The 12,214-nt window shown below is 41.8% G+C and carries 11 protein-coding genes; 5 read left to right on the plus strand and 6 right to left on the minus strand.

Going from position 1 to position 12,214, the window contains the following annotated elements:
- Nucleotides 1-7: 7 nt before the first annotated feature.
- From ACFE93_RS24425 to ACFE93_RS24440, 4 genes are all read right to left on the minus strand, one after another.
- Nucleotides 8-502, minus strand: coding sequence for a phage tail protein (locus ACFE93_RS24425; RefSeq protein WP_375477073.1), 495 nt, complete (start codon nucleotides 500-502; stop codon nucleotides 8-10).
- A 23-nt stretch (nucleotides 503-525) separates the two neighbouring features.
- The gene (locus tag ACFE93_RS24430) at nucleotides 526-981 is read right to left on the minus strand and encodes a phage tail protein (RefSeq protein ID WP_375477075.1); all 456 of its coding nucleotides are present in this window, start codon (nucleotides 979-981) and stop codon (nucleotides 526-528) included.
- Nucleotides 982-1,114: 133 nt separating this feature from the next.
- A complete protein-coding gene (locus ACFE93_RS24435; protein WP_375477077.1) occupies nucleotides 1,115-2,776 on the minus strand; it encodes a phage tail sheath family protein in 1,662 nt (553 codons plus the stop codon).
- Between the two features lie 30 nt (nucleotides 2,777-2,806).
- A complete protein-coding gene (locus ACFE93_RS24440) occupies nucleotides 2,807-3,646 on the minus strand; it encodes a Pvc16 family protein (protein ID WP_375477079.1) in 840 nt (279 codons plus the stop codon).
- Nucleotides 3,647-4,113: 467 nt separating this feature from the next.
- Here ACFE93_RS24440 and ACFE93_RS24445 point away from each other — a divergent pair, with 467 nt between their 5' ends.
- The 5 genes from ACFE93_RS24445 to ACFE93_RS24465 all read left to right on the plus strand — a co-directional run bounded on the left by ACFE93_RS24445 (nucleotide 4,114) and on the right by ACFE93_RS24465 (nucleotide 10,046).
- Entirely contained in the window at nucleotides 4,114-5,232 is a 1,119-nt protein-coding gene (locus tag ACFE93_RS24445; RefSeq protein ID WP_375477081.1) for a sensor histidine kinase, read from the plus strand.
- A 33-nt stretch (nucleotides 5,233-5,265) separates the two neighbouring features.
- Nucleotides 5,266-5,946 carry a response regulator gene (locus ACFE93_RS24450; RefSeq protein ID WP_375477083.1) on the plus strand — a complete coding sequence of 227 codons (681 nt, stop codon included), beginning with the start codon at nucleotides 5,266-5,268 and terminating at the stop codon, nucleotides 5,944-5,946.
- 43 nt (nucleotides 5,947-5,989) lie between these two features.
- Nucleotides 5,990-8,128 (plus strand): substrate-binding domain-containing protein, encoded by a 2,139-nt coding sequence (locus tag ACFE93_RS24455; protein ID WP_375477085.1) that lies wholly within the window; start codon nucleotides 5,990-5,992, stop codon nucleotides 8,126-8,128.
- Nucleotides 8,106-8,744 carry an FHA domain-containing protein gene (locus ACFE93_RS24460; RefSeq protein WP_375477087.1) on the plus strand — a complete coding sequence of 213 codons (639 nt, stop codon included), beginning with the start codon at nucleotides 8,106-8,108 and terminating at the stop codon, nucleotides 8,742-8,744. The genes ACFE93_RS24455 and ACFE93_RS24460 overlap by 23 nt, the downstream gene beginning before the upstream one ends.
- Nucleotides 8,745-8,972: 228 nt before the next feature.
- Nucleotides 8,973-10,046, plus strand: coding sequence for an anthranilate phosphoribosyltransferase family protein (locus ACFE93_RS24465; RefSeq protein ID WP_375477089.1), 1,074 nt, complete (start codon nucleotides 8,973-8,975; stop codon nucleotides 10,044-10,046).
- A 75-nt stretch (nucleotides 10,047-10,121) separates the two neighbouring features.
- On the opposite strand, the gene ACFE93_RS24470 is transcribed toward ACFE93_RS24465, so the two are convergent.
- Both ACFE93_RS24470 and ACFE93_RS24475 read right to left on the minus strand, forming a co-directional pair.
- Nucleotides 10,122-11,546 carry an LCP family protein gene (locus ACFE93_RS24470; protein WP_375477091.1) on the minus strand — a complete coding sequence of 475 codons (1,425 nt, stop codon included), beginning with the start codon at nucleotides 11,544-11,546 and terminating at the stop codon, nucleotides 10,122-10,124.
- Between the two features lie 285 nt (nucleotides 11,547-11,831).
- Nucleotides 11,832-12,173, minus strand: a complete 342-nt coding sequence (locus ACFE93_RS24475; RefSeq protein WP_292863089.1) for a hypothetical protein — start codon at nucleotides 12,171-12,173, stop codon at nucleotides 11,832-11,834.
- Nucleotides 12,174-12,214 lie beyond the last annotated feature (41 nt).

The raw sequence follows: 12,214 nt of genomic DNA on the forward strand, positions 1-12,214 counted from the left end.
CTCCTAATTACTTCACGCGTTTAAATTCCTCAAAAGCAACCTCCACCTCCTCAATTTCGATGTCATGGCTGCGGGCGTTGACATCGGCAATCTTGTAACTTGCAGGCCAAGCACCGGCTAATTCAAATCTAGCTACTTCTTCATTTGCCTGATTATAAATAGACAAAGCAACAAGTCTACGTTGCTCAGACCAATTACCCTGTTGGACTTTTTCAAACCACTTCCAAAAATCCATAGATTTAGTGGTACCTCTACGCAGAATGAGATTACCACTCTTAGGATTGCTGGGAAGCTTAGTTCTCACCACCTGACCTTTTGACTGCCCTTTTGTACCCCAGCTTTGAGAAGTGACTTCAGTAATTTCAACAACCTCTTGTGTTCTTTTGAAGCCTTGACACTCCAAAAAGAAACAATTGGCATCGTTTTGACCATCTAGTGTCAGTTCTAAATAGAACCGATGGGCTGTAAGAACTTCTGGAATTCGACTTGCGGATTGTACCACTGTTAATTACTGCAAATACTAAATTATTTAATTCGTTTAATTCCTTCGTGAACTAATTCAACAGTCTCGTTTGCCATATCACCACCAGAGGCTGTTAAGGTAGGTCCAGTGTATTTACAAGGATAACAATTGACAATGTTCCACCGTGCCTTTTCAGAGCCTTGTTGGTCGTAAGCAACGACTGAACCAGTCTTACGATTCTGTGCCCACTTCCGAGGGTCTCCCATATCTTCGTTACACTCTTGATACCATTTATAAAGGTCTATATCATCAGTGGCGATGACTTTTACTGTGATATTGGTAAATTTAACAACAGTTGGTGTAGCTTGACGCATTAGTTTTGCACCCTTAGATGAACCGTGAACTTCTTGTGCTGGTGTATTCTCAACGCCTAGTCCGCTAATTTCTTTAATGAACTTATCAGTAATTCCATCAGCCTCGAAGTAAAATTTACAAGAGGTTAAAAATTCGCCTGCCATACTTTTAGACTCCTTTGTGTGTAGTTAATTTGGGAATGGTGAACAAGAATTTTAGATTTTAGATTTTGGATTTTAGATTTTGGATTGAAATTTAATCCCAAATCCGCAATCCAAAATCCAAAATTGAATTGCCCTATTCGTTATCTTCAATGCCATTCCATTGGCTGATGCGGAAAACAACAAACTCCGCTGGTCTGACGGGACAAACACCGACTTCAATATATAAACGTCCTAAAATCCTGGTTTCTGGTGGGTTTAATTCTTCGTCGCACTTCACATAAAATGCTTGTGCTGGAGATGCCCCAAATAAAGCACCTTCACGCCAGATACGCTCTAAGAAATTACTGACGGTGCGGGTGACACGCGCCCATAAATCTTGGTCGTTCGGTTCAAAAACTACCCATTGAGTCCCTAATTCTAGAGATTTTTCGATATAGCTAATTAGCCGACGCACACTGATGTAACGCCACTCTGTTTTATCTGGCTCAACTAGAGTGCGTGCGCCCCAAATGCGGATACCTCGATTGGGGAAGCTGCGAATACAATTTATTCCCAAGGGGTTTAATAGTTCTTGTTCGCGGAAGTTTGTGTCATAACCCAAACCAATTACGCCTCTGGGAACTTCATTTGCAGGCGCTTTATAAACTCCTCTAGTTTCGTCGGTACGGGCCCAAACACCCATCACATGACCACAAGGAGGTACTAAAATTGGATTACCGCGATCGCGTGGATTAGGTACTTTAATCCAAGGATAATAAAGGGCCGCAAACATCGAACGACGGTTAAACCTATTCAACCATTCCACTACTTGTTGAGGTTTGACGGCTTCCGGTGGCGCATCCAAGACAACCATGCGGTTGGGCGGATTAGGAATATCGCCACTGGCAGAACCCTCACACATACTAATCATCAGTTCGATGATGCCGTGGACTTGATCTAAATTAAGCACCTGCTCTTGATAAGCCCGCATCACATCAGGACAGGCCAGCATCGTGATTTCATCAACTTCAAAGATACCGCGTACTCCGGTGCGATCGTCTCGAACCCCTTCTAAATTTTGCGAAAATCTATCGGGCGGAGTGGCAACAATCGGCGGCGCTAGTTCATATTGACCATTAACCGGACGACGAGCTAAAGGCTGTCCGCTTTGAGTAATATCTTCTACAGTGACATACATCGAATTTCTCAATGCCGCCAGCGCATAAGTGGCTACCTGATTAGCAGGCTCGCGGTTCATTGTCAAGTTTTCGTATTGCTCTAGAAGTTCATCTCCCCGACGAATTTCGATGGTAAAATATTCACCTGTATTGGGAGGCCCTTCTCCTTCATTACCTTCGGGTAGAGCGCGGGGCGAACCATCAATAATTACAATATTTACTAATCCACCTGATGCTTGCTCAGGGCGCAAAGTAAAGCGCAGGGCTGGACGATTACCTCGAGCGTTAATTCGTAAGTTAGCTGGTTCTGGAGTTGCGGGTCTGGGTGCGCCTGGTAATTGAGTCCCGATGCTTGTTACCCAGCAACGACCGCCACCATTCATAAAGTAGCCGTAGACTGAAAAGGGTAAATAAGCGTTGAAGTCGGTGAAGCCATCAGAGTTGAGACGGGCAAAGTAGTTTAAGTATTGCGTCCAAGTGGTTACTAGCATGGGCTTGTATAACTCAGCCCCACCGCGAACGTCTTCAGTAAAACCGACAAATCCGGCAACTGCTGTGCTAACACCTTCAATTGGTCGGCTACCTCGGTCAACTTCTTCAATATAGACACCAGGAGCAAAGTAATCAAGTCTAGCCATGAAAGTCTCTCCAAGTTAGTAAAAATCTAATTATTCAGGAGTTAGAAATATTTCTTTGAAAGTATTACTTTGGTTATCTACCAATGCATTGACGTTTTGGGGTAAATAGCCAGAATGATTCAGAGTCAAAACATAATTACCTAAATGAAGGTCTTCAAAGAAGAACAGCCCTTCTTTGGTGGTTAATATGGACTTTTCAGTTCCCCTTACAACCACTTCTGTCGCTACCAACGGCAGATTTGTCACCGCACTTTTGACAATACCCGCGATCGCAACTCGCCTGGTTAATACTAGACTGTCACTATCGCGAGACGATTGATTTCGCAAATTGAAAATTCGCTCCCAAACCAAAGGTACTGGAGTAGGTTGTGGCTCAAAGGGTATTGTAACTGTCAAATATAAGGCTGAACGCAATGGCACATTGAGAGCGCTCCATAAAGAGCCAATCTCAATTGGCGGCTCTAAGGCAACTGTCAGGTTCAAATTCCCATAGCCCCGCAATTCAGGAACCAAAAACTCTTCTTCCAAGGTGCGATGGCGCAACAGCACGGTTAACGCCTCACTAATAAAGTGATGCTCACCTAAAGCTGTTCTATCCCAGGCTGTTAATAGCAGCGAAACATCAAACCAAGCGGGTGCCCAATTTACAGTGGCAGGTTGTAGAGCGCGTGTTAGCTTGCGTTCAACTTGCCTGCCAGAATGTTGTACCTGCTTACTCTCACGTATATCAAAAATATATAAATTGAGAGTCGGGCCTGCTCCCTCTTCCCTACGATTACCAGGATGGCTAAAGTCAATTTGCTCTGTACTGGTAAGTGAGGTTCCTCCAGCTAGAATTTCGGCTAAAGTTTGAAGAACGAAGATAAGCATCAGGGTGTTCTGCTGGTAGCTAATCCAGATGCATCTACAGTATATGTATCAGGCTTCTAAAGTTAATTAGACTTTTGTCGATATTTTTTAAATGGGGTATTAGATCAAAAATCCGAAAAGCAGCAACTTCAGTTTGTAGATTAATCTGGAGCAGTTCTTAATTGGACGCACTACATTTTTTCTTGTGGGGTGGGCTGAAAAGCTCACCCAAGTAGTCCATTAAGCTAACGAAAGCCTGGGTACGTAGTAAGATTTCAGTGCTTAAGATAGGACTAAAGTCCTTACTACAAACTTGTTTACACAGCAAGGTTAGCTTGATACATGTGTGAATACAAACCTTAATAATTATTTGTATGAATTATCTCAAAAGAGAACTTAACAAAAAAATAAACATTCCTGAGACTGCATAATTTTATACTAGTCAGCAGAAGAGTAAAAACATTTAGTTGCAAAAAGCGAGTGAAGCTATGACACTAGGCTTTTCTGTACAAAAACTAGAAAATGGCTCGAATTATTTGAACTCCTCAGACATCCAAAGCTTTTGTCAGCTAGAGTCTGAGCAGTTAACTAGTCAATATCCAATTTTTTTCGCTCGGATTGTCTATCATGATTCATTGTTAAAAGCTCATCAAGAAGTTATAAATTATGGTCAAGACCAAGTTCCTTTTTCCCCAAAAACTTTAGCTTATTTGCGGTCAGAATCATGGCTTACAGATTTTCCGCCTGCTTTGACTTTACATGAATTTAGACTTAAAGACTTTTCATCCATTTCTTACATTTGCCCCATAGGCTATAGAAATCAAAAACCTGAATACATTCAAATCATTACTCATGAACCTCTCTCAGAGAGTTTGCAATTGTACGTAAAACGCTCTGCTATGCTTCTGAGTAAGTATGTAAATATTTCCTTGGACTATGGAAGACAAAAAACTGAAATTAAACTTTTGGAAGATATCCTGCATCGAGTTGGACATCAATTGCGTAACTCTCTAGGACTTATAAGATTGTATGCACATAATCTCTGCTTAGGGTTAGAGGATAGCCCTTGGCAAGAGCAAGCAACAATCATCGGCGAAAGTATACAAGATTTAGATACTAATTTAAATGAACTGATTGATTGCGGTCAAAGTGGAAAATTAAGGGTAACACTTCAAGATTTAAGAAGTTTAGTGGTTGAAAGTCTCACAAATTTGCAACCTCTAATTAATCAAAAACAACTTAAAATATCGATTCCAGATACATCGACAATACTAAAGATAGACAAATTACAAATGAAACAAGTTTTTGATAATATCCTCAGTAATGCTGCTCATTTTAGTCCTAATTCAGGAACTATTATCTGTAGCTGGCAGATTTTTCAAGATGAAGTTTTAATTAAAATCTCCGATCAAGGGCCAGGATTGTCTCAAGAGGACTTAAAAAAAATATTTACCCCATTTTATTCCCGACGGAAAGGAGGCACAGGACTGGGTTTAACTATTGCTAAAAAAATTATTTTGGATCATCAAGGAAGTATCTGGGCACAAATTTTATCAGAAAGTGGGGCACAAATTTCTGTGATTTTACCTCGACCAAAGAGTGGATAAATAATTCGTAATTCGTAATTCGTAATTCAAAAGATGATTAATGTTAATAATAAACTTTCGGTTTTGCTCGTTGATGACGAAGAACGCTTCCGTCAAGGGTTACGTACTCTCCTAAATTTTTATAGTATTAATTCTGCATTACCTGTAGAAGTTATGGGTGATGCAGATTCTGTTGAGCAGGTTTTGAAGTTTACAACACAGAAGTGTCCAGATTTAATTTTGCTGGATATGCAATTGAAAGGATGTGATGGAATTACAGTTCTAGCACATCTTAAAGAAGCTGCTTACACTGGCAAAGTTTTAGTATTGTCGGCTCATCAAGAAGACGACTGGATTTATAGAGCGATGCAGGCGGGAGCCGCAGGTTATGTGTTTAAAAATCGTGTGGCAACCCAATTGTGTGAGGCTATTGACACTGTAACAAGATCGGAAATTTATCTACCTTCAGAAGTTGCTAGTCGATTTTTTCGGTTTTTTCAGGCTTATTCAGACTCTTGTGTGAAAGCATGTCACGATCTGCATTTAACAGAAAGAGAGCAGGAAGTTTTATACTGGTTAACTCAAGGTGCTTCTAATGAAGAAATCGCTAAACATTTATATGTAACAGTTGCTACTGTTAAGGCGCATCTCACCAGTATTTTTGAAAAATTGAAGGTTACTAGCCGGACTCAAGCGATTGTGGCTGCCCTCAAGTTAGGATTAGTTCACGCTTGAGCGCGACGGAAGTAATCGGCGCAATTCACGAAACTCTTTGTATATGCCTTCATTTGAATCTTTATATCAAGAATACCCCTGCTCGTACAATTCTCCCTTAAGTTGCGATCGCCCCTTCCAAACGGCGCAGCAAATCAAGGGTGCTAAGTTTTGCTTGGAATGTGGTTTTCCAGCAACTTTACCACAGGAGGCTGAGATTAAAGGAAGTCAGGGAACTTATCAAATAGCTAGTTTTATCGGTGTGCGGGGTTTAGGCCGCTTATACTCAGGTGTTCAACTTAAAAACAAACAACCTGTAATCATCAAAGAATACCTGCTTCCCAATCGTTCTTTTAATGAAAGTGAGACTCAAAAGCGGAAAGAGACTTTTAAACGGGTGGGTGGGGTAAGTTTAGCCGATAGTCGAATTCAAAACTTCCGTCTTGTGGAAACTAAAGAAGCGATCGCAGATCAAAAAGGAGAACGCTGTTATTTAATTACTAAAGGAATAGAGTCATCCCAAACTTTAGGTAAATATCTGATAGAGAAGGGAGCCATGACATCTTCTGATGTGCGTGAGGTACTAAATCAAGGTTTACAAACTCTCCAGTTTCTTCACACCCAAAAGCTGCGTTTTCCATCCAATCAAACACAACTGGGTATCACTCACGGCAATATCAATTTAGATAGTACTTTAATTAAAATAGAAAATAATCAAAAGTTTTTTATATACTTTTGTGATTTAGCTATCTGGGAAAACTTATTTATTCCACCGATTATTCTTCAACCCGCGCCCGCTAGACCTGAGCAAGATTTAGAATCATTAGGATTGTTAGCCTTTTATTTATGGGTAGGGCGGACAACTAATTTTTCATCTAACCAGCCTCTCGATCCTAGAGATCATCAACAATGGCCGGATACCGATAGCCATTTAAAGCAGTTTATTTATCGTTTAATTGGGCTGGAAACTCCTTTTGAGAGTGCAGAAGCGGCTCGTCAAGCACTGCTAGAACTTCCTCAAGAAGATCGTGCTAAAAGTTCAAGTTCAGTGCGTTCGCCAGGTTCTCAAGAAATCAAAAAGCCTTTGCCAATGCCCTTACTCTTGCTATTAATCCTGCTTTTATTACTACTTGGTGGGGGAATTTGGTATTGGCTTTGGGGCAGGAAAACAGTTAGTCCTAATCAATATATACAATGGTCTAGACTTGTGCGGAATTTTTCAGAAGTCCCCAACGTTCCTTCTGGACAATTTACTTACACAGGAGAAAAAGATAGTACATGGAGTTTTGTTTTGACGCAATTAGTGGACAACAGTCGTTTAGGAGATTTCTTGACCCGACCAAAGTCAGATGCAACAGCAACATTTGATTATAAATCTGTTTTGTCATCAAATATAAATAATCCGATTAAAAGTCTCGAAGAAGGCCAAACAAACAAAAAAGATTTTGCAATTACTAGTTTGGTAGACAACATTACAGATAAACTTGCGAAAAAAGCAGTAGCTTATGATGGGTTACTTGTTTTTGTAGCATTTAATAAAAGAGACTCAAATCTTGCCAATGCTCTTGGGGGGCAAATCAATCTTGAGCAATTGCGTCAAATTTACACAGGTAAAATTACTAATTGGCAGCAGATTAGTCCCAAACTTCCAAATCTGCCTGTAAAACCTTTTGCCCCAACTGAACCAGAAGCAATCAGTAAATTTCAAGAAATAGTTCTGAAAAATGCCCCTCAAGACGAAGCTTTATTTGCAGCAAAAGTTACTAAGCTTGATACAACAAAAACTCAAAACCTGATACGCAGTGAGATTTTAGAAGGGCGAAGCACTGGTATTATCAGTTTTGGGATTATCAGTAAAACTTCGACTCAGTGTACTGGCTATCCGCTAGCGATCGCAGATGGCAAAAAATCAGCTATTCAACCTCTGTTTCAAAAGCGCGATCGGCGCTCAATTAATCCCTCAGATGACTTGTGTCAGCATGATAATTATTATGTTGATGTCACAACTTTCCAAAGCTACCCTCTGGGATACCCTATTTTTGTAGTGTACCCTAAAGACAGCAACCGCCTGCCTGGTGGTTCTACATTTGCCCAGATGCTAACTACTCGTCAGGGTCAGTGTTTACTTAGTAAAGTAGGTCTTGTAGCTTTACAACCTATGCCTGATGATATAAAATCTTATGCCTGCAAATCGGTGCCCTAATCCCAGTTGCGAATATTTTAACCGCGCCCTGCCTAACAATGCTAAGGTTTGTCCCTGGTGTTCTACTCCTGTGGGCCCTGTAAATAATCTAGTTTCCCCTACATCACAACCGCCTAGTCAACCACCGCCCAATCAACAACCGCCTGTTCAGTATCAGCGCCCAGCCACAGACCAACCTAACTACCAGGTTCCCCAACAAGCCCCCGTTGATTATTCAACAGTCTATCAGCCAAGAGTTTCCTATCAACCAACACCGCCTGTTTATACCCCTCCGCCTCAAAGAGCGCCAGCTTTAAAGCTGACTCATAGCACTGGCAGAGAATTTCACCTCGTTGGGGAAGGAGGTTATATTGGTCGCCGCAGTCAGAGTCCAGGAATAGCGCCACCAGAAATTGACTTGACTGGTATTCCCAGTGAGGGAATAGTCTCTCGTCGTCATGCGCGAGTCGATTGGGACTGGTCGCAAAATTCTTACATGATTGTTGATATGAGTACAAATGGTATTTATTTAAACAACAATCCTCTGACTCCTGGTATGCAGTATCGCCTACTTAACGGTGATTCACTGCGATTTGGTCAAGACAACCTAGTTAATTTCACTGTATATATTGTGTAGTAGAAAGCTGATTTTATAACTTTTAATTAACAAGACAAAGGGCTTAACAACAAGCTTAAGCCCTTTGTTAAAGGTAGACAAACTTCTGGGCTAAATACTTTAGTAAACCTGCTGTTGACGACTCATTTTTACCTTCTTAAATCTAAAATTCGGTCATTAGTCATTTTCAGTTATCACAAAGGACAAAGGACAATGGACAAATGACGGTGGACAGAGGACAAAGGAAAAATGAGTAATGTATTTCGGGAATTTCTGCAAAAAGTAGGCAGCGGAAACCACACAGCCGAGAATTTAACTCGCGCCCAAGCAGCCATCGCTACTAAAATGATGCTGCTAGGTGAAGCGACACCAGTCCAAATTGGAGCGTTTTTGATTGCTCATCGAATCAAGCGTCCAACGGGGGAAGAGTTAGCCGGAATGTTGGATGCTTACGAGGATCTGGGGCCAAAACTGCAACCCATAGCCTCTGGGCGACCAGCGATCGCTCTTGGCATCCCCTATGATGGTAGGACACGCACAGCACCAATTAGTCCCGTAACAGCTTTACTACTCGCCACAGTGGGACAACCAGTGGTAATGCATGGTGGCGATCGCCTACCAATAAAGTACGGCTTACCCCTGATAGATATTTGGCAGGGTTTAGGAGTCGATTGGACTACCCTATCCCTAGCAAAAACCCAACAAGTGTTTGAGCAAACGGGAATCGGCTTTATTTATCTGCCTCAGCATTTTCCCTTAACTACAAGTATTTGGGAGTACCGCGACCAACTTGGCAAACGCCCGCCCTTGGCAACAATGGAGCTAATTTGGTGTCCTTATGCTGGGGATGCTCACATAATTGCTGGGTTTGTGCATCCGCCAACAGAAGGAATGTTTCAGATAGCTCTCGGACTGCGGGGAATAACAAAATTTACATTAGTTAAAGGATTGGAAGGTAGTTGCGACTTACCGCGCGATCGCACTGCAATCATCAGCTTATCTTCATCCGTAGCACCCCAAGAGGTAGATCGATTGCACCTTGTACCGCGTGATTACGGCTTTACTACCAAGAACGTACCCCTTGGAACTACTGAAGAACTGGTGGCGGATATTCAAGAGGTTTTGGCAGGTAAACCAGGTGAATTGATGCAAACAGCCTTGTGGAATGGCGGATTTTATTTATGGCGGAGTGGTATTTGTTCAGATATGGCAGAAGGTTTAGCGAAAGCAGAAGAATTATTAACCAATGGTGTAGTAGCAGCTAAACTCCAAGAACTGAGCCAGGTAGTAAATTCAGTATCAGCAGCATTTGTGCCAGTGTAAACACATGGATTTCATCACTTCCAAGTGTCAACACAATTCGTAATTAATTACGAATTACGAATTACGAATTACGAATTATTTACTCAGCGACTTCTCCAAAATAGATTTTTGTTCCAACCAATCCTGACCCACTTGAATACTGATATCCGAGGCAAGGTTGCCAGTGCTTTCCACCCGCACTTCTCCAAAGCCCAAAGTGTTGCGGATTGATTCAGCACTGTCACCATCACCTTGTTGGGCGACAATATGAGTTACATCTAAAGGTTCGCTCCATGCTTTGGCCACATAGATATTGCGATATCCAGATTTTTCCAAAGCTCTAATTAACGGTTGGAGGTTAGAGCGATCGCCACCTGTACTATCTTGAATTGCTACACGCAAAGATCGTGGATCGGTCGCAGTCGCTAGCTGTTCCTGTTCTGAGTCCAAACCAAAGTGTTGAGCCATCAGTTTCGCAATACCATTTTTGTTGGGCAACCAATAGCTAGCATCAAACTCGCCTTTCTCGCTAAAGCGACCTGGCAGCATTAACATTTGCATATTAGAGCGATTTGTCCGCACCCCAAAGCCCATTAACGCCACTAACTCTTCAACCGTCAAGTTAGTATCAATGTGTTCTTTGACAACATCAAGAACTTTAGGTAATTGAGCAACAGTAGCCGGGTTGAGTGTTTGCTCCATCAAAGCGCGAATCACCATTTGCTGCCGCTGAATCCGACCAATATCACCGAGTTCATCATGGCGAAAACGCAGCAATTGTAATGCCTGATCGCCGTTGAGATGCTGCTTACCCGCCTTCAAATTGATGTACAAATGTTGAGAATCATCTTGGTATTTCATATCTTTAGGGACGTAGACAGTCACGCCACCCAAAGCATCAATCAGCTTGGCAACTCCCAAAACGTTAATTCGGATATAGCGATCAATTCCCGCCCCACCTAAGAGATTGCTGACAGTTCTGGCAGTCAAAGCTGGCCCACCATCAACATTGGCAGCATTAATTTTTTTCACTCCATAACCCTCTATTTCCGTGCGGGTATCTCTGGGAATGGAGAGCATATTTATTTTTTTCGTCTCTGGATCGAATTTGACCAAGAGCATCACATCAGAAAGACCATCAAAGGAGTTAACTTGGGGCAGGTATTTGAGGTTTTTGGTATCTTCTGGAGGGTTTTGGATATCTGGCGGAAGTACGCTCATTCCCATCACCAAAAGATTCACTGGACGAGTTAATTCTGAAAATCGCAGCACACCTCCAGAAATGCGATCGCTATCAAAGGCCGCCTCATCCTTGGGAGTTAGCTGGGCTTGTTGCAAAGGCGTACTGGTCAAAGACACCGCTAAAAGCGCCCCCGCAGTTGCTGACACCATTGCAATACCACTCATACCTACCCAAAACCACAGCCAACGTCCTGATGTCGATTTCTGGGAAATTTTTTTACTAGACCTTGAGGCTTTTCCCGACTGGTTTTCTTCCGCCGAACTTCTTTGAATGGTCACAGACTTCCTCACACTTACTCATTAATCAAATTTAGTTATTTTGCAGGCTAGAAACACCCAAACAAATCAACCCATAATAGCTAACTCTTAATTATCGGTGCTAACTTTTTAATGTAGTGTCAACCACAACACTTATAGCAGCATTTATTCTTTTTTTGGGACAACCTGGAGATGTTTTACTGAAGTATGGCAATAATAAACTGGATTTGACTAGATATATAAATAAATCAGCCATAAATTTTCCAAAAATCAGTAAAAACACCGACAAATTATCACCCGAAAAAATTAAGATAAATACTTGCCAAGCACTCGTTCAGCTAAACTACTAAACCCTGGTAAGCGACCAGATTTGCCCTGCATTAGGCGCAAAATCAACCAAACACTTACTAAAAAGTAACCTGACGTGAGAAAGCTATTGAGGATAAATAGACGTAGCGGAAAAAAATCTGAAGTTGCTGCTCCGGTAGCTAATAATAGATAACTCAACAACCAAGTAAGTGCCAAAGTAATAGATAGACGACTAATAGCAAGTTGTTCCCGACTACCCTGGCCCCGATAGAGCGTCCACAAGGATGGGAAAAAGCCGACGATCGGAACTAAATGTAAAAGCAACTGTATTTTGGGCATTGGGGATGGGGCATTATTATTCTCCTCCTGCTCCCCTGCTC

It is taken from the genome of uncultured Nostoc sp. (assembly GCF_964247315.1).
Taxonomy (GTDB): domain Bacteria; phylum Cyanobacteriota; class Cyanobacteriia; order Cyanobacteriales; family Nostocaceae; genus Nostoc.

Excerpts from the sequence above, each read along its gene's own strand:
- ACFE93_RS24430 (WP_375477075.1), bottom strand. The coding sequence starts at position 981 with ATGGCAGGCGAATTTTTAACCTCTTGTAAATTTTACTTCGAGGCTGAT.
- ACFE93_RS24435 (WP_375477077.1), bottom strand. The coding sequence starts at position 2,776 with ATGGCTAGACTTGATTACTTTGCTCCTGGTGTCTATATTGAAGAAGTT.
- ACFE93_RS24440 (WP_375477079.1), bottom strand. The coding sequence starts at position 3,646 with ATGCTTATCTTCGTTCTTCAAACTTTAGCCGAAATTCTAGCTGGAGGA.
- ACFE93_RS24445 (WP_375477081.1), top strand. The coding sequence starts at position 4,114 with ATGACACTAGGCTTTTCTGTACAAAAACTAGAAAATGGCTCGAATTAT.
- ACFE93_RS24450 (WP_375477083.1), top strand. The coding sequence starts at position 5,266 with ATGATTAATGTTAATAATAAACTTTCGGTTTTGCTCGTTGATGACGAA.
- ACFE93_RS24455 (WP_375477085.1), top strand. The coding sequence starts at position 5,990 with ATGCCTTCATTTGAATCTTTATATCAAGAATACCCCTGCTCGTACAAT.
- ACFE93_RS24460 (WP_375477087.1), top strand. The coding sequence starts at position 8,106 with ATGCCTGCAAATCGGTGCCCTAATCCCAGTTGCGAATATTTTAACCGC.
- ACFE93_RS24465 (WP_375477089.1), top strand. The coding sequence starts at position 8,973 with ATGAGTAATGTATTTCGGGAATTTCTGCAAAAAGTAGGCAGCGGAAAC.
- ACFE93_RS24475 (WP_292863089.1), bottom strand. The coding sequence starts at position 12,173 with ATGCCCAAAATACAGTTGCTTTTACATTTAGTTCCGATCGTCGGCTTT.